Genomic DNA, 20,619 nt, shown 5'->3' with positions numbered 1-20,619 from the left:
CTTAGCGTAACAGAGCCCCAAATGATAAGGTGTGATTACACACACATTTTCAGGTCACTCCTGATCCGACACGCTGACCCCGATTCCACCACCTTTTCGGTACTGCACCGGGGAAACACCCATGGCCTTTTTAAAAGCGGTGCTAAAATAGTGCTGGCTGTCGTATCCGGTGCGCTCTGCTATATCATAAATGGACAGCGTTGTCGAGTCCAGCAATTGCACCGCTTTGCGGATACGGGCACGCGTGACGAGGGTCACGAAGCTATCGTTAAGCTCCTTTTTGAGCACACGACTGAGGTACACAGCGGATACCTGTAGACGCGAGGCCAGAGCCTCCAACGTCAGCTCCCGATCGGCATAGCCTTCCTGAATAAGCTGCTGCGCCCGGCGCACCAGTGGAGATAGCTGCGATTCGCCGTACACACAGTCACGGCACACCCGGAACGCGTCCACCGCACCTTCCAGCCCCCCGGCATTTGGCTCCACATGAGTATGAACCGCTATATTCAGATAGCGCCCCATCGCCTGCTCTATGGAAGCGCCGATCGTCTCTGGTGCCTCCCGCCACAGGCATATACCAATCAGCCCGTTCGCATCGCGAAACAGTACATGTGGCCGGTCCTCCAGCAGCTCGGCAATGATATTTTCTGCGGCAAAAAGAAACAACTGGCGGTCATTTTCGCGCATAATCGCTTGTCGTGTCTCTATAGCAGGCCACCGCACCACACCGATCTGAACAGGCGCCTCGGATGGAAGACGTAAAAACGCCAGCTGCTCCATGACGTCTTTCCCCGTGTGCTGCCCTTCCAGCCATTCCAGACAAAAGAGCTGGCGCAGCAACGGAATATTTCGCTGTATCTGCTCGGCAGCTTGCTCTACATAAGCGGCACGCTTGCGATCTTCGTCGAGCCGATGACCGAGCCGTGACAATGCAGTATGAAGCTGCTCCGCATCCACCGGCTTCAAAATATAGTCTTCTACACCAAGCCGCACAGCCTCCTGTGCATAAGCAAATTCATCATGCCCGGAGATGATCAGGCAGCGGCAATCCGGACGTTCTTCCCGCAGATGCCGAATCAGCTCAATCCCGTCCATGATCGGCATATTCATATCGACCAGCAAAATGTCGATGCCAAGCCGAACCGCCAGCTCCAGCGCTTCTTCACCGTCCTCCGCCTCATCTGCAACCTCCATGCCGAGAGCCGCCCAGTCTACGCAATCCCGTATCCCTTCACGGATGATCGGCTCATCGTCTGCAATAAGTACCCGGTAACGTTTTTCCGTGTTACGTTGTTCCGTTTCTGTAGTCATTGAATTTGTCATCCTGATCCTCTCCTTTTTCATGAGGCTTCCTCAGTTGTCCCATATCCCGCAGCAACGGATGAATGATTGTAACGCAGGTCCCTGTTCCTACTTCACTCTCCAGTACAATTCCATATTCCTCGCCAAAGGATAATCGGATGCGCGCCTGTACATTCAGCATGCCGTAGCTTCTGCCGTTCACATTGGATCTGCTTTTCTTCTGCTGTTGTTCCATCGCCTCCAGCGGCATTTCCAGCAAATTCTGCAGCTCACGCAGCCTTTCTGCCGTCATGCCTGCACCATCGTCACGAACCGTCAGCAGCAGCTTGTCGCCGTTAGCTTTCGCTTCCACACGAATTGTACCGGGGCCGCGTCTGGCCTTGATGCCGTGATAAATGGCATTCTCCATCACAGGCTGAAGAATTAGCTTTAGCACAAACAGCTCCTCAAGCTCCTCGGATACGATCAATTCCCAGCGAAGTCTGTCCCGATACCGGGTTCGCTGGATTTGCATATAGCTTGAAATATGCTCCATCTCGGAGCGAAGCGGAACAAAGTCATCTCCCTTGCTCAGTCCGAGGCGGAACAATTTTGACAGCGCCCCGACCATGTCGGATACGCCGTCTGCCCCATTTTTTCGGGCCATCCAATGAATCGTATCTAGCGTATTGTATAGAAAATGCGGCTTAATATGCTCTTGAAGACTACGCAGCTCGGCATCTCGTTTTTGCCGTTCCCGAAGCTCGCTGAGCGACATGAGACGGCGAATTTGCTCCAGCATCCGGTTAAAGCTCCGGCCCAGCAATCCGATCTCATCCCCGCGATCACTCCACTGACGAACCGTAAGATCTCCGGTCTCTGCCGTCCGCATATAGGACATCAGCCGGAATATCGGCTGCGCAATAGAACTCGATAAGCGCAAGGATGCCGTTAAGCCAAACAGACATACAATGAAAACAAAACAGACGACGTAGAATTTAATTTGCCGCACCTCCAGCGTCGATTCCCCTGCCGGGAATACCCCAACCGTTCTCCAGCCTGTAAATTCGGAAGTACGGAACATAAACAGCAGCTTCCGACCTCCGGCTTGACGGGTAAACATCCCGCTGTCACCTGACCCGAACCATCCCGGGGGAATACGCTCAATCAGCGGCATATCCGGCATATAGACGCTGCGTCCCTCGGCATCTGTTACCATTAAATACCCTGTTTTGCCCAAGGTCACGTCTCTGGCAGCCTGCGACACAGCCCGCAGCTTGAGATCAATCATAACCACGCCCAACACGCGTCCCGTCTCCGAATCCGTGACCGAACGGACGACAGATACAATTTCACTGTCCTTATACCGGACATGAGTAGTCACATTACGGTGGCTCGGCTGCCCCAGCACGGTGAAGATACCGGCATGCTGCGCTGCCTGTTGGTACCAATCCTCTTCGGTCAGGCTGCGCGTGCTTCGGGCATACATTTCGTTGCTGATATAGTCACCGTTCTCGTTCACAATTAGAATCCCGGCAATCTCGGGATATAAGGTAGTAAAGCCCTGCAGAAATTGTTTCATTTCATATAGCGTATCCTGTGCCTGTACAGAGCTTGCTGCCTGATTGGGTAAGGTAGCCGAGTTCTGCGCCCGTCCCCTCTGCTCTTCCGGTTTTACTGCACTCGTATGATCGACACGACCTGCATGGCCGTCGGCCAGCGTCCGGCCTTGCCAAAACTCCCCGATATCCGGGTTAAAACCAATCAGATACGTCATGTTCTGCAGATTTTCCATTTTGGTATCTAACGCCTCGTTCACCTTGCCAATCAACTGCATCGTATGGTCTTCCACCTGCCGCTCAATAATCCGTTCTACCGTCCAGTTGACGAGCAGACCTAATCCCAATGAAGGCACGATGCCAAACAACAGAAACAACAGCATCAGCTGATATCGTAAAGGCATATTGCACAATCGCAGCTGCTGCATCCTTTTGCCCATTTCTGTGTGGATACGCTTCCATATTTCAGAAATCAAGCTTTGCTTTTTCCTCTTCTGTCGATCGTCATTTCGCATAATAATCATCTACATTCTTCCTTGTAACAACGGAAATGCCTGTATCCACCCGCACGGGCAGCGGGGCGTTATCACCGGAGGAGGAGGGGGCCGGAATCGTCAAATGATGGTGCAAATGGAATAGATATTGAAGCGACCAATACCCCATATTCCATGTTCCCTGCGCAATTATCGCCGAGATTGTTCCTCCACGAATCATATCCAATGTCGCCTTGTTCGTATCAAAAGAAATGATTTTTAGCGGATGGCGGTTCTTTTGGCTGAGCACCGCTTCACCCACCCCTGTAGCTCCCGTCGCCTCGGTTACAAAAATACCCGCCAGTTTCGGATAAGCCTTCATCAATCGAAGCGACTCATTCCGGGATACCAGCGCGTCTGCGTGACCATCTGCTACTTCTACCACCTTCATGGCAGAATACTGCCGCTGAATGGTATCACGAAAGCCTCGCGAGCGTTCCTCATGGTTTTGCTGACCAGGCAGGGTCAGAACGGCGACTTCACCTTCCCGTCCCAACAGCTCTGCCATTTTATCCGCTGCGGTTACGCCCGCCTTATAATTATCCGTTCCCAAAAAAGAATACGCCCGGCTGCCCGGTGCTCCTGCATCAAACAACACCACAGGAATGCCCGCATCCAGTGCCTTATTAATCGCCGGGATCAGGGAGTGAGGATCAATCGCGGAAATCGCAATCCCTGCTGGCTTACGGGCAATCGCCTGTTCAATGACAGTCGTCTGTTCCTGAGCATCATAACCGGTAGCTCCTCGATACTCCACAGTCACCCCCAAGGCATCGCCAGCATCCTCAAAACCCTTGAGACCGCTTTTCCAATACTCCAAGCCAGACTTGAACGTAATCATCATATAGGTTTCTCCGATATTGCCTCGGAGCCCTTTTTCCTCCCAAGCTCCCTTCAAGGGCCCCGATTGTTCATACCTGAACACATAGAGCGCAAAGACCGCAATCAGCAGCATATATACCAGCAGCGTTTTTTTCATTTGCCCACCTCTTCCGTACGGTTCCTCAAGTTGTGAATTTTCTGTGATTTCAACTAGATTGTAAACGCAATCATACCAAATTGGAACCACTTCCACTCTTCCAACTTTCAGGTAACGTTAATCCTGCACTAATGTTCCTGCGTTACACTACCTACAATTGTGTTATTGACCCTATACGATTCTTTTGGAAAAGGAGTGATATAGATGAGCAAGCCGCGTATCGCGGAGTGGACAGAACTGCGGGGTCTTGCCTACCTCGCTGTCGTGCTTCAGCATTGCATTGGCGAATATATTTATCGCAGCGACATTCAGCAGCCAGATTCCGTTATGCTCGCAATGCTGTACCATTTGACACGCTTCGGTACACCAACGTTCGTTTTCCTGTCTGCGGCGCTGCTTTTTTATAATGGTAACAAACCGATTGGCTATTCCCGTTACATTGGCAGACGGTTTCGAGATATTTATGTTCCATTTCTCTGCTGGACGGTCGTTTATTGGCTATGTACTCAGAACTGGTCGACTGCGCAGTGGGGAAATATTTATTTTTACAAAGGCATGTTAAAGGAAATGATTATACCTGTCAGCGGATATCATTTGTGGTTTGTGGTGATGATTTTTCAGTTTTATATTTTGTTTCCCTTATTTGCAAAAGCGACCGGGCAGGTGCAAGCGTTTCTACGTCGTTATAGCATGAAAAGACGCAAGCAGCTTGTTTTGGCTGTCATGCTGGTAGCCGCTGCGGCCTATGCACTGCTGTTACAGTGGTCCTACTATGACATGTCTGTATGGAGTACCCGGTTGCCGTCCTTTTGGCAGGCCCTGCTAGATTACCGGACCTATAACTTTGTCATGTACTTTTTCTATTTTATGCTGGGCGCAGTGTGCGCCTATATGACGGACACGTGGCGGGGACTGGCCCAACAGACGTTACCTTGGAATGTATTTGTTTTTATTGGCTTGTTCATGCTCATGGGTCACACCATGCTGATCCAGTCAGGCGATAAGATTAATCTTAATATCTCCACCTATCTTAAACCGAGCACCTTTGTGCTGATTGTCTCGCAGCTGCTTTTGCTGTACGGACTACTGCTCCATTTGCAAAAAGACAAGCGCTCCGAGCCGTTTCTCCGCATGCTAAACTGGATCGGACGTTATTCCTTCGGCGGATATCTGGTACATGCACTCGTGCTGTCCTTCATATCCTATTACACACGCCCGCTTTCACTGGGTGATCATCATTTTACAGCCACGCTGATCACTTTTATTGTCGTGGCAAGTGCTTCTCTGGGTATCAGCTGGCTGTTTGCCCATCTGCCGGGAGGCAACTGGATTGTCGGCTCCAAAGGTCGCCAGCGGTTGAACTGGCGCTCGCCTCGGTTCCAGTTTCCTTCGTCCAAACGTGCTTCCAAAGGCACGCAGGAGCTTGGCTGATCTATAAGGGCCGTTTTCCAGTTCGGAGTTCTGATTCAATCAAAATCAAGACTTTTGCAGGGCTCTCTTATGGAGCTCTGCTTTTTTGTCGGCTTGGTCTAACACGCCATCCCCCGGCTTATTAACATTTTATGACATGAACATGTGTTTTATTTTAAAATAAGTCATTTTATACAATAATCATAAACGTTATGTGGGAGAAGTCACAGTTTTGCATAAAAGGAATGGGGGATGGGAAACCTACACACAAAGAAAAAGGAGTCAATCGGTCGTCTTCAAAATATTTGGCTGAGAAGCTAAAAAGGCTTATGCGCGAGTATCCAACAGCCAAGCAAGGCGAATATGCTGAATAGCTCGGTGTATCCCAAGGGCGTATTTCCCAGCTTAAAAGCTGTTATAGGTATCGCTCAACTCACATTCCAGCAAAACTAAATAACCAGTCGCTCGTTGATCTCAAGAGACTGGTTATTCCAACTTTTCATTAGTAGGAAGGACTATAGCATTTTTGCGCGCCGCCAAAATCCGTACTTTCATATAATTTCTTATATTTCTTACTTGGCCAGCTCACAAGGGCGTTTCCGGATTACTCCAGAAAACGCCTACCTTTTGTTTGCCAATTTTCCTCACATGCTTGACCATAGCTCAAACCCACCAGACATCCCTTTTTAGTCTAGTTTTCGTGAACCGAGGTTGAAGGTGTCCCTGACTCCTGCTTCAATTGAGCTTCATGTGGAGACCCGGACTTACGGTCAAATGTAATCGGGCCTTTACGGTTAACGAGTCGTTTCAGATCGACGGTCATTTCATTTTTCAGCTTATCAATGAGCTGCTCCTCTTTGATTCCTTTGCTTTTAGCGATATCGGCCAACGATTTCCCTTGTCTCAGCTCATTTTCCAACTGGGCAGGAGTGATGCCCAAAAGCTTGGCTACTTTTTCGTTCAGGTGATGATTCCAGCCCCCAGGCCGTTTCCCATGCCCATGCTTGTGAGCATGCCCTTGTCGATGGCAGTCCTGTGGCTCCGTGTTCCCTTGACCATCCTTACCTTGAATCAAGTTGTTGGGAGTAAGAGCTTGCATCTGGAGACCCGTTTCTATACCAGAAGCTCCGGCCGTCCCCGCACTACCATACATCATCACTCCTCCATACAGAGTAGCAGCGATCAATTTCCATTGTTTTTTCATGTTGCATACCCTTCTTTCATTCTTTTTCATCTAATATTTTCTCTTTCCGCTATTTTTATTCGTTTTCACGCCTGTTAAGTAACCATAAAACGGTAAAAAAACGATCTCATGCAAATTTCTATCATGATTACATTTCTTCAATCTACTCTGGCTCCTTGTCATGGAGAGTGAGCAGGAATTAAATCACTAAACTTTTTACAGTAGAACTTAAATTTTTGCAGGTTAAATATTAAGGAAGCTATGATAAAATATTTTAGTAACAGCTTACAATTAAATTTATGGAAGTAAATGATGCATTTTGGTTTACTACGGGCTGCAAAGCATCATAAATTTGTTTCTTGCTTACATTGCCAGCGGTAACTGAACAGGCGGCAACAACGATCACCTCAAATCAAAGTGGTATCCAAGACGGCTACTACTATGAGTTATGGAAGGATTCCGGGACCACAAGTATGACTCTCGATAGTGGTGGCACGTTCAGTGCCGACTACCAACCAAACGGCAATTCGTATTTATGTGTCTATGGGTGGACGGTTGACTCGCTCGTAGAATATTACATCGTCGATAGCTGGGGCAACTGGCTTCCGCCGGGAGCAACGTCAAAGGGCACCATTGCCGTTGACGGGGGGACATAACACATCTATGAGACCATTCGAGTCAACCAACCTTCCATTAAAGGCAATACAACTTTTAAGCAGTATTGGAGTGTCCGGACGTCAAAGCGCACGAGCGGAACCATATCTGTTAGCGAACACTTCAAAAAATAGGGAAACTTGGAAATGAAAATGGGTAAGATATATGAAGTTTCGCTTACGGTAGAGGGATATCAAAGCAGTGGAACTGCTACTGTGACTAGTAATACAATTACGATCGGCGGCAACTCCGGCGGCGGAACTACTACTCCTCCAAACACAAGTACGAAAGTGGAAACGGAGAGTATGACCAAAGGTGGTCAGTACACCGGGAATATCAGTTCGCCGTTCAACGGAGTCGCTTTATATGCCAACAATGATTTGGTGAAATATACGCAGAATTTCTCCAGCGGAACCCATAGTTTTTCACTCCGTGGTGCTTCGAATAACTCCAACATGGCCAGAGTCGACTTAAAAATCGGTGGACAGACAAAGGGCACCTTCTACTTCGGTGGGAGCAATCCTGCGGTCTATACCCTAAACAATGTCAGCCATGGAACCGGAAATCAAGAGATTGAACTCGTTGTAACAGCCGATAACGGGACATGGGATGCTTACATTGATTATTTGGAGATCAACTAAAATCCCGAAGCACTTTATATATTTTTTGCATACTCCTTATTATAAAAATAACAACATCTTGAAAATTGCAATCTGTTATACAATGGCAGTTAACAACTAGAAATCGCTATAAATATATCCATAAGAGATGCAGGTGATAGCGATGGAATGGTATTTTGCGTACAAACAGGAATTAGAGGACGTGTTTCGCCAAGCGGAGGAGCGAACAGCTGCGTTTCCTGCTCCGTTTCAGCATCAGGGTCTTGACTATCTGGCTCGTTTTAATCCATTGCGTGAAGACAGCACACGGAACTACATATGCTACTTGCTTCCCTTTTGGCTGCAAGAAATCACCGGACTGTCTCCCGAAATATGCCGAAAGCTCTCACTTGGCAACGTGTTTGTCATGGCTCACTATTTAATTCAGGATGATGTGATGGACACAGCAGCAGACAACTGTAAATCGCAACTCGCCTTAAGCCAGCTATTTTATACCGAATGTCTAAGCATTTATCGGGACCTTTTTCCCGCGTCCTCTCCTTTTTGGTCACATGCCCAAACCTATGTCGGAGAATGGGCCGTTGGTGTGACATCCGAGGGAACAGAGGACCATTTTCAAGGGAATCGACATCGGGTGGCGCTGAAAGCAAGTCCGTTAAAAATGGCCGGAACAGGCGCTTTACTGCTGGCAGGCCGTGGCGACCTAGTCCAGACCATTACAGCTATGACGGATACGGCACTGCTTGTGCTCCAAATGTCGGATGATTGGGCTGATTGGTCGGAAGACTGGGACGAAAATAGCTACAATTGCCTATTGTCCCATATCAGTGCCGAGCAAAAGAAGGCTTATCGTGACGGATTGAATCCAGAAATGATTCAGGAAGCGATATATGTACGTGGCATGCTTACCAGTTATGCAGGAGTTGCTGATCAGGCAGTCCAGCAGTTGGAATCTATGGAGCCTCCCATCCCCGGCCTGCGTATGTTTGCACGTTCCATCGCGGAAGAACTGGCCGAAGAAGCCGTAGAAATTGAAAGCGGACGCTCGCATTTGAGAAGAGGCGGACTCGATTTTTGGCTCTCCAGAAATATGAAATAATTCTAGATTTTGATGAGTCTTTCGTGGTATACTGACTGGGTAAATATAACCAATTGAATGAGAGGGTGATTTTTGATGGCTACTGAAGTTCTTCAAACACAAGTCATTCAAAAAGCTTGGGAGGATGCCAGTTTTAGAGAAAAACTAATGACAGATCCCAAATCTGCAATCCGTGATGTGTTAGGGGTCGTGATCCCCGATCATATCCAAATCAAAACGTTAGAGGAAACACCTGATCAGTTTTATCTGGTCATCCCTCCAGACCCTTCCGGCGTACTTGCTTCATCCCGGAAACCTCGCTCGATGTGGTAATTTGATTTTCGTAACATACTCGTATTACAATTATTAATCACACACGGGTGGGTTCAGCAAGCTTCCTTTCGTTTTCTCCGAACGCAAAAAGCCGGATATTATCCGGCTACGGGGAAGCGGATGGTCGCTTCTGTTCCCACCCCTTTTGCACTTGTAAAAGATATTTTACCATTCATCGTTTCAATAATCCGAAAGGTCACCATCATCCCCAGACCCGTGCCTTTTGTCTTATTCGAAAAATAAGGCTCACCTAGTCTGGATAAGGTCTGAGCATCCATTCCTTCGCCATTATCCCGAATATGAATGACAGCTTCTCCATTATCCACATAAGCCCATATATGAATATGACCCTGATCTCGCAGCGCTTCAATGCTGTTTTTGATAATATTGATGAACGCCTGCTTGAACTTGGAGGAATTCCCACGTACTTTGATTTCCTGGGGAATATCCAGCGAAATTTTACCGCCCTGCAAATTAGCCATCGGACTAATGATTCCTTCAATATGCTTGAATTCATCTAATATAGTCAGCGTTTTGGTTTGTTCAAATTCCGGTTTGGCAAAGGTTAGAAAATCGGTAATAATCGCGGAAGCCCTATCCAGCTCCTCCAGCGCAATATGCAGATAATCTTTGTTTTTGCCATCCTCCTGCTTACTCATGAGCTGGAGAAATCCGCGAGTCACTTGAAGCGGATTACGTACCTCATGCGCTACAGATGCAGCCAGATCGCTGATGATCTCCATTTTCTCCGAACGTTGAAGCTCATTATTGAACATCTCCAGCTCTCTGGAATAGCGAACCACCTGATTATGCTTTTCTGCCAGTCTTCTACCCAAAATCGCAATCAACGCCAGCACAAAGCCGAACACGCCCCATTTCCACAGGAACATATTATAGTGCCCTTCCCGGATGAAGAACCAGGTCAGTTCACCAACGGAGATGACAGCGAAAAAAGCAAAGCCTACCGATAAAATAATCGCTTCATGATCTCCCTTAAGCGCCATACGAACCGAAGCAAACACTAGCAGTGCAAGTAAAGCCACGAGCAATACGCTCAGGACGGTTACACTGAAAAAATAATATACATCGTTTAACCGCTCCTGTGCACCCAAATTCACAATCATCATGGTAAAGCAGAACAAGGAGTAAGCAGTTAGAACCTTTCGAAACTTGCGAATCAGTAGAATCGAACTGATATTTTGTTCAAAAAAATACGCTAATGAAGGCAACAAGATGAACATTCCCACATCAAAGAGCTGTAAATACAGCTTGCCATAGCTGCGATAGAACGTATACAGAAAAGGCGAATACGTCACAATCATCAAACCAATGGACAGTACAATTGCGCTGAGGGACAGCCACATGGCCATGCTCGGACGGAACAGAAAGAAAGAACAGATCAACAGTACGAGAGCCATGAATATGAACGTGCTGCCCAATACGATATCCAAAACATCCATTCTGACCAAAGTCCCCAGCAATTTACGATAATCACCAGTGATCACATTTCCGATAATACCCAGTCTATTATGGCTGCTTTCCGTCCATATGTATAATGTTTTACCGCTATCTTCCGGTTTCAACGGAATCAGAATACGATTATTTTCATAATTGTACCCACGGTAGGATTCGTAAAAATTGATGCCATCCTTATACAGCGTAATATGCCGGCCATAGATATTTTCAAAAAGCACCGCTGGCGTTTCATCATTAAGTGATGGCAGACGAATACGAATCCAGGCAGAGCCGATATTGCCAGGCTGCTTGGGCAACTGTGAATCTTCCTGAATATGCATCCAGGTCTTGCTAGGGTCCCTTACCTCATCTAAGGAGCCATCCTCCCCTTCCACTCCCCATCTCATATCCCATGAAAGTATCTTGCTTTTTCTTTCCGGGGTCGTTTTTGCCGCAAAGACGGGGTGGCTGAGCGACATTAGCATCACAATGACCGCCAGCAGAGCGGCGACAGCTTTGGGCACATGCCTCATGTTAAGCACCTCAAAGTTACAAAGTAGGATTTACAAATTTGTATGCATTTTTACAATTTTAAACGTCCTGAAATAATATTATTCTATACGATGATGTACATACCTTCTTCAAAAGAAGGGTATCATGTTCTTTTTACTCATTATTTGTAAAATCTTTATATTGGTTAATAATCATTTCTTGCTCGTGGCACTCCATCTGCTTTCTGAGCCCCATGGCTAATCATCGGCCCGGACATGACCATTCCAATTCATATCCCTCCCTCTCCTCTTTATCATATCACAGCGGTTACGAAAAAAACGTTTATCGTGAATGCCATATTCCCTTTCGCATGATTTTAACCTTTGACAGACACACTAACTCAAGGTTTAGCCTTTCTACTGTTTGGGTAAGGTCGAAATAAGCATCAAAAGTAAAGGAGCTGAGCAACATGGCCAAACGTGACGATCGCACCACTGAGCTGCATGACTATAATTTTGAGCCTTCCCTGCAAAACGCGGAAACCAACTGGGAGAATCTGACCGCAGGACCGGATACCCAACTGGAAAATATCCCTGACGCTGATGAACTGACACCAGGCAGTACCGTCGACCCTTCCGCTCCTGCCGAATTCCTGCATGGTACAGATTTGTTGAACGGTAGCGACGGGGATGAGGATTAGATCCAGGATAACGTTTACCTCCCCTCCTAAACAGGTAATAAAGATTAAACACTGGAAGAAGTTGACTGGTCCCTATGTATAAAGATCCAATGTCTCAGGCCGATATGGAGTACCAACGTTACAAAGCCTTAAATCCTGTGGAAGAAGACGATCGCAGGTCTGCGGACAAGACGATTACGACTGATCCTATGCAGGATTTTACCGAAGACAACCCACGAGGAGTCGCATCGGCAAAGCCTGTGCCCAGAGATCGAGGCAGATAAGAAAAAGCGGATAGGGAATGCAAAAAGGGTGCTGCACAAGCCACACAGATGATACTTGGCTTGAGGGGCACCCTTTTTAGCTTCGTATATTACAATGGCAGCAACGCTACCGTCGACTTCGCTTCCAATCTCTCTACCATCTCATTCCATGCTGCAGATTTGGTATGATCATTACCACAGTAAGGGTCATAAATTTCCGCAAACATCCCCGCAACCTGGGCAAGCGCGTGCAGATCGGCCTCACGACGTGTCCAATGAAAACGGCCTATGCCGAGCCGTTGCTGTACACATTATAACCGATTCAAATCAAGGGCGAAAACTGTACCGGATAAACAGGGCTTGCCTTCTGCACCTACTTTGTTTAAAATAAGATTCAAATCTTTTGAATACCATGAACAAAGACATGGACGGAGACAAGTAAACGTCTAACTGGATTCCCACAGAAAGGTACGAATTGCTGAGAGCGTACCGTAATCCCGCGTTGAAATTCACTCCCGAGTCGAGCCTTGAACCGACAAAAGGATTCATTCCTTTGTCCGCATTAGAGGTTTCCGGAAGCCCCCGTTACGGGCATCAAGCTCAGAAGTACTGCCGTCGCCTGAATTGTCGTTGACGACTCGTATGTACACTTCTGTAATTAGGGTGGTACCACGGCATTCGTCCCTTGCGACGAGTGCCTTTTTGTGTTATTTTCTGCCAAAAAGCCTATGAGCTAACAGAAAAAACAAATTTAAATTCGGGAAGGGTGTACTGTATGTCAACCAATGAAAATTCTTTGGAGCTGTTGCGGGAACAGCTCGATGCGACAAACTTGCAATTGCTGGAGCTGCTGTCCCAACGTGCTGAACTGGCGGGACAACTCGGAAAATTGAAGGAAGCGCAAGGGGTACCCGACTTTGATCCGGTACGTGAGCAGCAAATGCTGGATAAGCTGATCGCGGCTAACCGTGGACCTTTTGACGATGCTACGATTCGCCAATTGTTCAAAGATATTTTCAAGGCTTCTCTGAACTATCAAAAAGAAGAGCACAAAAAGCATCTGATCGTCAGCCGCAAAAATCAGCCGGACAGCACGGTCATTAAGGTCAAAGATACCTTGGTGGGCGGCAAAGCCTCCATCATGGTTGCAGGTCCCTGCTCTGTGGAAAGCTACCAGCAAACTCGCGAAGTGGGAGCGGCTCTCAAAGAGGCAGGTGTACCGATTCTGCGTGGCGGTGCGTTCAAGCCGCGTACGTCTCCGTACGATTTCCAAGGGCTGGGCATTGAAGGTCTGCAAATTCTCAAGCGCGTAGGCGATGAGTTCGGGCTGGCGACGATTAGTGAAATCGTCGATCCAAGACATTTGGAGGAAGCCATCCAATACATCGACATCATTCAAATCGGTGCACGCAACATGCATAACTTTGAGCTGCTCAAGGCTGCGGGTGAAACCAGAACTCCGGTTCTGCTCAAGCGCGGACTGGCTGCAACCATGGAAGAATTCCTTCATGCAGCGGAATACATCGTTTCTCGTGGCAACACGCAAGTCATGCTGATTGAGCGCGGTATTCGCACGTATGAAAAATGGACCCGCAACACGCTGGACATTTCCGCTGTACCGATTTTGAAAAAGGAAAGCCATCTGCCTGTACTGGTAGACGTGACTCACTCCACAGGACGTAAGGACATTCTTGCCCCTTGCGCCAAAGCCGCACTGGCTGCTGGAGCTGACGGCATTATGGTGGAAGTTCATCCGAATCCGGCAGTGGCTCTGTCCGATGCACAGCAACAGCTGAACATTCCTGAGTTCAATAAATTCATGTCGGAAGTAAAAGAATCCGGTTTATTCAAAGCATAAAACTAATTTTATGCAAGGATTCATAAACCGCTTTCATTTTCTCTGGTTATGATGTAGAATCTAAACAGGATTGTGACTGATCATGCAGGCAAAACCTAGATATATGTATGCTCCATTTTTTCTGAAGCATATATGTATTTAGGTTTTTTTTATATCCAAATTACGAATAAAAGGAATGCCTACATGGTTATCATCCTCAAAAACATCAAGTAGAAACTCAGAGAGGGGAACAGAAATGAGAGAAAGAAACGGAAGGCTCCGATTTCCTTAAAACACTATTCCTAGATGATGATAAAAGAGATTTATACGTTCAAACTTGGGGTGGAACCAATACCACAGCCAGAGCTCTAAAGTCCATTGAAGACGAATATAAAAATACAGATCAATGGGAAACGATTCAAAAAAAAGTAAGTGATAAGCTCGTGCTGTATATCATTTTGGACCAAGACGATAGCTACAATAACTACATTGCAAAAAATTGGCCTGACATTAGAATTATCAATGATCAATCTAACTTCTGGCATCCCGCCTATGCCTGGAAAATGCATACGGAGGAAGTAAACAGCAAGCTGCATGGAGAATGGAATTTCAAAAATATCCAGGATGGTCACGGCAAGCTGCTGAATATGTACGCCTTGATGGGTGATGGAAAAATCATTAAAGGTGAATTGGATAAAGAACAAAGAGGCAGTGAAGCCTACTTAAAGAAAAATCCTCAATACGACAAGTATGATTTTATTTCGGAAGGGGATTCTCCGTCCTTCTTCTATCTGATTGATAATGGCTTGCGGAGTATGGAAAACCCAACCTATGGAGGCTGGGGAGGCCGTTTTGGTGTCGTTAACGATAAATTATTTAGAAATACGGTACTAGATTACGATGTATATACGAAAAGATTCGAAGCAGAATATTCGCTGATGCGATGGTTCGATGATATTCAAAATGACTTCGCTGCTCGTGCGGATTGGGCGATTGCGTCCGACTACAAAGATGCGAACCACAATCCAACGTTGACCATTAAAGAAGGATTGGATCTTACTGCTAAACCAGGGGAAAAAATCACGCTGCATGCTGAAGGGTCCGAACCGGATGGTAATTCATTAACCTATAAGTGGTGGAGATATTTTGAAGCAGATACGTATGAAGATTCTAAAGTAAAGCCAGCACAGGTTAAACCTGAAATGGCGGGGAACATGCAGCTCGGACTTCATCAAGAAGTAGCGAAGGATGAGAAGTTAAACACCATTGACTTGCAAGGTAGTGACACGAATACAGTAAGCTTTACCGTTCCTGCAGATGCTAAATCAGGAAATACGATTCATATCATTGCAGAAGTGCAGGACAATGGAAAACACACTTTAAAACATTATCAGCGTGTGATTGTAACCGTAAAATAACAGACCGAACGTCCAATACAAAGGCTCATGGGAAGTACAGCTTCCATGAGCCTTTTATTTATGCATATCATTATCATTCTGCGGGTATGCTCTACACGTTCAAGGCTTTTTCTCAGTCATAGGCACATAATATCCTTTACCATTCGGGCCCATGGCGAATTTATTGCGAAGATGGATCAGATTAGGGCCGAACTTGGCCTCCAGCTCTTCACGGAATTCATACAATATTTCCATGATATAAATATCATGAATAATCACTTCCGTAATTGGCAACACAAGGCCAGGATGCAATGACCATGCAGCACGGCTATCGTCACCGAGGGAAAGTATACCCGCTACAACCTCCCGGTCATCTATGCTGAGTACAATCCACCGACCGCCAATTTCAGACGTAATCTCCTCACTCATATCATGATGGTACACGGTAGCGAAATCAAAGTTAAGTTCCCCGTATGCTACAATAATCACTTCAATTCCTTGTTGTGCGGCTTGCTCAAGGGTATCCCTGAACACCTCAGCATCCTCTTTCCAAATTTCCAGCAAAATCCGGTGTTTGGCTCCCTTTACCCCTTCATTTATGCGATTGATAATGGCTTCATAGCCTGATATATTCCAAATATTCTCTCTATTTTGAAACGATGCTGTGTACTGCTCCAAACTCTCCTGCGCCACATTGAAAATCTGCTCTGCTCTGCGTTTTCTTTGGGCAATCAATTCATGCGGCGGGAGCGGCACATAAAGCGGCGTATTTTCTTGACTTACGATAATATCCCCGCGGTTAACCATTCCTGACAAAACCTCATAAATTTTGGATCTCGGTACTCCGGAATTCAATGAAACAGCGTATCCCGAAAGTGGAGAACTCTCCAATAAGGTCACATAAGCTTTGGCTTCATATTCACTAAAATTCAGATCACGTAGAATGTCTAATACATTAGGTTTTGGTTTCATGACGGATTCTCCTCAATTCAATTGTTCATCCCTACTATATCATTTCCCCTTGACAAAATCCGGTATACGCACTATTTTTTTAATAGTAGTTACTTTAGTAGTCACTATAGTAGTCACTATTTCAATTTCACAAGAGGTCATCTCAGGGAGGATTTTTACTTGAACAAGGTCATAGCTAACCACAGCCAAAGCAGCCGAATCTACTATGGTTCTACGATTCTGGCCCTGCTGATCTGGAGCACGTCGTTTATTGCCACAAAAGCGGCCTATATTAGTTTCCCCCCTCTTACATTGGGTCTGTCCAGATTTATCATAGCTTCCATTGTGCTGGGTATCGTATTGCTTATCAAAAAAGAATATGTCAAAGTGAAGCCAAAGGATTTGGCTACGATTTCATTTAGTGGTGTTTTGGGAATCACTCTTTATTTCTCAATGGAGAATATAGGGGTTAGCCTGACTACCGCTTCCAATGCAGCATTGATTGTCGCGTCATATCCCGCGATAACATCGCTGCTTGAACTCATTTTGTATAAAGTAAGAATATCCAAATATAAAATCTGCGGCATCGCACTGGCTATGATAGGGGTATATTTCTTGACCTCGGTCAGCGAAGGCTCGGGTGGAAAAAATCAACTCATTGGGAATTTGATATTGATTGGAACAGGTTTTGCATGGGCATTTTATACTTTTATGACGCGCAAGGTTGTGGACAAATACCCGCCTGTGACGTTATCTTTTTATCAAACCGTTGCAGGCAGTATCTTTTTCATACCACTGGCCCTATTGGAAAAGGATAGTTGGCAGGCTCCAACAACGGCATCGTTAACATTGTTAATATATCTGGGTGTGTTCTGCTCTGTTATTGCATTTTTGCTCTACAACTATGGCTTAATCAAGCTGGCACCGAGCAGCTCCGTTTCGTTGATGAATTTGGTTCCGATATTTGGGGTGCTATTCTCTGTGTTACTATTACAAGAAACAATTACATGGCGCCAAATCATTGGCGGTATGGTCGTCATTATCGGCGTCCTGCTGAGTGCACATCAAATAAACAGCAAACAAAAGGAGCAATGAGAATAAGTCGGTTGCATTTATGCAGTCGGCTTTTTTTCTTTTATATAAAAATGGCGGTTATATTGATTGATGAGGTTATCCAAAATTGCAGACTGTCTAAGCACACTGGCATGGCCGAAGCCATGTTTTGCCTGTAAAACATACAGCTTTTGACGAGCTTTTTCCAGCTTTTGACGTAAAATGTCGTCTCCTATCATAATATATCCCTCCTTGTCATATGATTAGTTTAGTGGGTTATGGATAAGTTAACTAAAAGTAAAGGTTTGGGATAATTATCTATTAGCACAAAAAAAGACCTTATTCTTCTATCGTGGAACAACCACGTAGAAGCTGATATAATCGAATGGAATGGAGATGATGACATGGCTAAAAAGAGAAATTCGTCGATGCCCGCTCCAGCGGCTCAAGACAAGCCTGCTACGTTGAAGGATCTGCTGAGTCAGGATGTGCTGAATAAGCTTAAGGCTCAGGCGAATGAAGCCCAAGCAGAGCAGGACAAGCGTAAGGAAGACGAGCGGCAGCGTGCCCTCGAAGCAAAAAAGGCAGAACAGAAGAAGCTAGACAACAACTTTGAGCATCTGCTGAATAACACCAATTTGGATTGGCACAAATATAAATAAGCCAAAACCACCCCGGTTTTGGCTTATCTCCACGCTCGATTATATTATAGCCAGTCACGGATGTGTTGTACCGAGTACAGCACCCCTACCCAAACCGGCAGACTGAACGCCATCCCCCATATAAGACCTTTAGCCAGCTTTTTGTCTACCTCCACCATAATCCTGCCCCTTTCCTTGGGAATAGCAGCAGTATGGGCCAAGAATACGGTATTCAAACCCGTATTTCCCAAGCCCAACAAAAAAAGGTATGATAGAAAACGGAAAAGTGTTCTGCGCTGCCCCAAACTATAATTAGGATTTTACACATCTAATCTTTCAGGAGGAATTCAAATGATCCGAAAAACAATACGTCCTTGGTATATGCTCTGCCTGCTGGCTACCATGCTCGTGCTGGTTGCCGGATGTGGCACAAAAGCGACAGATGTAGAAGCCGCAAGCCGGACAAGCAGTACAACCCCTGCCGCGACGAAAGACAAAAGTAAACCTGTTTCCCATCCTATCGTTACGATTGTCATGAACGATGGTAAAAAGATTAAACTTGAGCTGTACCCTGAAGTAGCACCGAATACCGTTAACAATTTCATTTCCCTGGTGCAAGAGGGAGCTTACAACGGTACGATCTTCCATCGTGTAATTCCGGGCTTTATGATTCAGGGTGGCGATCCGCAAGGTAATGGTACAGGTGGTCCAGGCTACAGTATCAAAGGTGAGTTCAAGAGCAATGGCTTCAACAACACGCTCAAACACACACGTGGTGTATTATCCATGGCCCGCTCAGCGGATCTGGATTCAGCCGGATCACAATTTTTCATCATGGTTGCCGATGCGGACTACCTCGACGGTCAATATGCTGCTTTCGGTAAAGTGACGTCCGGGATGGAAGTGGTCGATGCCATCGTCAACTCCAAACGGGACAGCAACGACAAGCCGATCAAACCAGCTACGATGAAAAAAGTAACCGTGGACACGCTGGGTAAAAAATATCCGGCTCCAGTCAAAGTAAAGTAAACGAAATAGCAGCAACGACCTTGTGCATACGCATGAGGTCGCTTTTGCATATCACCTGATGCTTTCTAAGCTGCAGTCTCTGTGATGTAGTAAGAGTATATACACAAAAGGAAGCGTTTTCAATCATTATTTTATCCTTTTTTTATCACCCTGGGGCCATTGTCAGCGTTCGACTCTGAATCAACAGCCTCTTGCGCTTCATAAGCTCCTTGATCTGATTCAGTATACCCGGCTCATTCTCCGCTATGACTACGACCTGCCGCGTAAATGGGGTAGCCAGCTGATAAAAACGGCTATGGAGCAAGGACTGATAATGACCTGTGCCGCAACTCGCGAAGGGTCCAGCGACAAATTAGGCCAAGCTGTTTGATCCTGAAAGCCGTATTTGGATACCACCATCATGAGCGCTGCGCCAATCCCAACAATAAAATGCGTGCGTATGCCCGCTTCCTTCATCCGACTTTTCCGTTCATAGCCGATTAACGCGCCGCATAGCCCGGCAAACATGACCCGAATCAGATAGTCCCAATCCCACATACTTAGTTCACTCCACTATATGATAATGTCTTGAAAACAATTCAAATGCACGGCAGATGAGCCGTTTATACAGCTGTTATTTTGTTATTACCCAAATTTTAAGGAACTTCCACCTCATGCTTGGGAAGGTTGCGATGTCCTTTTCTGCCCTTCAGCAGCCACCGTTCCGGTGTGTCCTGCACACCATCAAGTCTCAGGCTGAACGCTCTTGACGGTAAATGGCGTATGTGCAGCAGTAGACGGTTGCCGTCTGCCACAGCATCGACAAGCTCCAGCGGTGTCAGTGAATCGTTGCTCACCGTAACTCTCAGATGGCTAGCTGTGTCAGTTGTGCCTGTTGCGCCCTCCCGACTCCAGAGGCGCAGCTCATCTACAGACGGCGTGGCAATCCGCTTGCTGAAGGAAACAATCAGCTCATCAGCGGCCGTTCGCTCTGCCCTAAGCGGTCTGGGCGGCTCATCATACATATAGCCACCCAGATGATATTCATAGGCGGTCCAGGCAGCGTAGCCGCCCTCCAGCGCAGCAGCTGCAAACCGCCGCGTCCACTCGCGGTCACGAACCATGCGCGCGAGGGAACCGATATCAGCCTGCACCCCGAGGGGCAGGTCAGGATAAGCGGCGCGTATCGACTGCGCAATGCGGGCATAGCCGT

At 46.6% G+C, this 20,619-nt stretch carries 17 protein-coding genes, 4 pseudogenes and 1 other annotated feature; of the genes and pseudogenes, 11 read left to right on the top strand and 10 right to left on the bottom strand.

Annotated features, from left to right (window positions below; translation table 11 throughout):
- Positions 1–54: 54 nt before the first annotated feature.
- Genes L693_RS0104485 through L693_RS0104475 form a run of 3 tightly spaced genes read right to left on the bottom strand, consistent with a single transcriptional unit; the run spans position 55 to position 4,352 of the window.
- Positions 55–1,311: a response regulator gene (locus L693_RS0104485; protein WP_231503519.1), complete on the bottom strand. Its 1,257-nt coding sequence runs from the start codon at positions 1,309–1,311 to the stop codon at positions 55–57.
- Positions 1,286–3,364 carry a histidine kinase gene (locus tag L693_RS0104480; RefSeq protein ID WP_025716244.1) on the bottom strand — a complete coding sequence of 693 codons (2,079 nt, stop codon included), beginning with the start codon at positions 3,362–3,364 and terminating at the stop codon, positions 1,286–1,288. Before L693_RS0104480 ends, L693_RS0104485 begins: the two co-directional genes overlap by 26 nt.
- Positions 3,345–4,352, bottom strand: a complete 1,008-nt coding sequence (locus tag L693_RS0104475; protein WP_025716243.1) for a substrate-binding domain-containing protein — start codon at positions 4,350–4,352, stop codon at positions 3,345–3,347. The genes L693_RS0104480 and L693_RS0104475 overlap by 20 nt, the downstream gene beginning before the upstream one ends.
- 204 nt (positions 4,353–4,556) lie before the next feature.
- Between L693_RS0104475 and L693_RS0104470 the strand changes: the two genes are divergently transcribed.
- Positions 4,557–5,783 (top strand): acyltransferase, encoded by a 1,227-nt coding sequence (locus L693_RS0104470; RefSeq protein ID WP_025716242.1) that lies wholly within the window; start codon positions 4,557–4,559, stop codon positions 5,781–5,783.
- Between the two features lie 670 nt (positions 5,784–6,453).
- Here the strand turns inward: L693_RS0104470 and L693_RS0104465 are convergent.
- Positions 6,454–6,966, bottom strand: a complete 513-nt coding sequence (locus tag L693_RS0104465; protein ID WP_025716241.1) for a hypothetical protein — start codon at positions 6,964–6,966, stop codon at positions 6,454–6,456.
- 329 nt (positions 6,967–7,295) lie between these two features.
- On the opposite strand from L693_RS0104465, the pseudogene L693_RS32045 reads away from it, so the two are divergent.
- From L693_RS32045 to L693_RS0104450, 3 genes and pseudogenes are all read left to right on the top strand, one after another.
- Positions 7,296–8,240 (top strand): annotated as a pseudogene (locus L693_RS32045) (glycoside hydrolase family 11 protein).
- A gap of 142 nt (positions 8,241–8,382) precedes the next feature.
- Positions 8,383–9,318: a hypothetical protein gene (locus L693_RS0104455; protein ID WP_025716240.1), complete on the top strand. Its 936-nt coding sequence runs from the start codon at positions 8,383–8,385 to the stop codon at positions 9,316–9,318.
- A gap of 75 nt (positions 9,319–9,393) precedes the next feature.
- Positions 9,394–9,630, top strand: a complete 237-nt coding sequence (locus L693_RS0104450) for an NHLP leader peptide family RiPP precursor (protein WP_025685186.1) — start codon at positions 9,394–9,396, stop codon at positions 9,628–9,630.
- Positions 9,631–9,728: 98 nt separating this feature from the next.
- Here L693_RS0104450 and L693_RS0104445 read toward each other — a convergent pair whose 3' ends face one another.
- Positions 9,729–11,618 carry a sensor histidine kinase gene (locus L693_RS0104445; RefSeq protein ID WP_025716239.1) on the bottom strand — a complete coding sequence of 630 codons (1,890 nt, stop codon included), beginning with the start codon at positions 11,616–11,618 and terminating at the stop codon, positions 9,729–9,731.
- 428 nt (positions 11,619–12,046) lie between these two features.
- Here L693_RS0104445 and L693_RS0104440 point away from each other — a divergent pair, with 428 nt between their 5' ends.
- The 4 genes and pseudogenes from L693_RS0104440 to L693_RS0104425 form a co-directional block, all read left to right on the top strand.
- The gene (locus L693_RS0104440; RefSeq protein WP_025716238.1) at positions 12,047–12,277 is read left to right on the top strand and encodes a hypothetical protein; all 231 of its coding nucleotides are present in this window, start codon (positions 12,047–12,049) and stop codon (positions 12,275–12,277) included.
- 74 nt (positions 12,278–12,351) lie between these two features.
- Positions 12,352–12,540 carry a hypothetical protein gene (locus L693_RS0104435; protein ID WP_025716237.1) on the top strand — a complete coding sequence of 63 codons (189 nt, stop codon included), beginning with the start codon at positions 12,352–12,354 and terminating at the stop codon, positions 12,538–12,540.
- A gap of 395 nt (positions 12,541–12,935) precedes the next feature.
- Positions 12,936–13,208: a binding site (T-box leader), on the top strand.
- An 86-nt stretch (positions 13,209–13,294) separates the two neighbouring features.
- On the top strand, positions 13,295–14,377 hold the full coding sequence (locus L693_RS0104430; RefSeq protein ID WP_025716236.1) for a bifunctional 3-deoxy-7-phosphoheptulonate synthase/chorismate mutase: 1,083 nt from the start codon (positions 13,295–13,297) through the stop codon (positions 14,375–14,377).
- 239 nt (positions 14,378–14,616) lie between these two features.
- Positions 14,617–15,774, top strand: a pseudogene (locus tag L693_RS0104425) (nucleoside hydrolase-like domain-containing protein); the annotation flags it as partial.
- Between the two features lie 99 nt (positions 15,775–15,873).
- Here the strand turns inward: L693_RS0104425 and L693_RS0104420 are convergent.
- Entirely contained in the window at positions 15,874–16,725 is an 852-nt protein-coding gene (locus L693_RS0104420; protein ID WP_025716235.1) for a TrmB family transcriptional regulator, read from the bottom strand.
- A 159-nt stretch (positions 16,726–16,884) separates the two neighbouring features.
- Between L693_RS0104420 and L693_RS0104415 the strand changes: the two genes are divergently transcribed.
- Positions 16,885–17,799, top strand: a complete 915-nt coding sequence (locus tag L693_RS0104415) for a DMT family transporter (RefSeq protein WP_025716234.1) — start codon at positions 16,885–16,887, stop codon at positions 17,797–17,799.
- Positions 17,800–17,816: 17 nt separating this feature from the next.
- On the opposite strand, the gene L693_RS0104410 is transcribed toward L693_RS0104415, so the two are convergent.
- Positions 17,817–17,996, bottom strand: a complete 180-nt coding sequence (locus tag L693_RS0104410; RefSeq protein ID WP_025716233.1) for an aspartyl-phosphate phosphatase Spo0E family protein — start codon at positions 17,994–17,996, stop codon at positions 17,817–17,819.
- 165 nt (positions 17,997–18,161) lie between these two features.
- Between L693_RS0104410 and L693_RS0104405 the strand changes: the two genes are divergently transcribed.
- Positions 18,162–18,419: a YqkE family protein gene (locus tag L693_RS0104405; RefSeq protein ID WP_025716232.1), complete on the top strand. Its 258-nt coding sequence runs from the start codon at positions 18,162–18,164 to the stop codon at positions 18,417–18,419.
- Between the two features lie 44 nt (positions 18,420–18,463).
- Here the strand turns inward: L693_RS0104405 and L693_RS30425 are convergent, their stop codons facing one another.
- The gene (locus tag L693_RS30425) at positions 18,464–18,634 is read right to left on the bottom strand and encodes a hypothetical protein (RefSeq protein WP_167518709.1); all 171 of its coding nucleotides are present in this window, start codon (positions 18,632–18,634) and stop codon (positions 18,464–18,466) included.
- A gap of 115 nt (positions 18,635–18,749) precedes the next feature.
- Between L693_RS30425 and L693_RS0104395 the strand changes: the two genes are divergently transcribed.
- On the top strand, positions 18,750–19,427 hold the full coding sequence (locus L693_RS0104395) for a peptidylprolyl isomerase (RefSeq protein ID WP_025716231.1): 678 nt from the start codon (positions 18,750–18,752) through the stop codon (positions 19,425–19,427).
- Between the two features lie 312 nt (positions 19,428–19,739).
- On the opposite strand, the pseudogene L693_RS32290 reads toward L693_RS0104395, so the two are convergent.
- Both L693_RS32290 and L693_RS30420 read right to left on the bottom strand, forming a co-directional pair.
- A pseudogene (locus tag L693_RS32290) lies at positions 19,740–19,964 on the bottom strand (MgtC/SapB family protein); the annotation flags it as partial.
- A 98-nt stretch (positions 19,965–20,062) separates the two neighbouring features.
- Positions 20,063–20,619, bottom strand: a pseudogene (locus tag L693_RS30420) (N-acyl-D-glucosamine 2-epimerase); the annotation flags it as partial.

Source organism: Paenibacillus sp. 1-18 (genome assembly GCF_000520755.1).
Classification (GTDB): Bacteria; Bacillota; Bacilli; order Paenibacillales; family Paenibacillaceae; genus Paenibacillus; species Paenibacillus brasilensis.
Note: the sequence above shows the minus strand (reverse complement) of the source record. Positions and strands in the feature narration are given on the sequence as shown.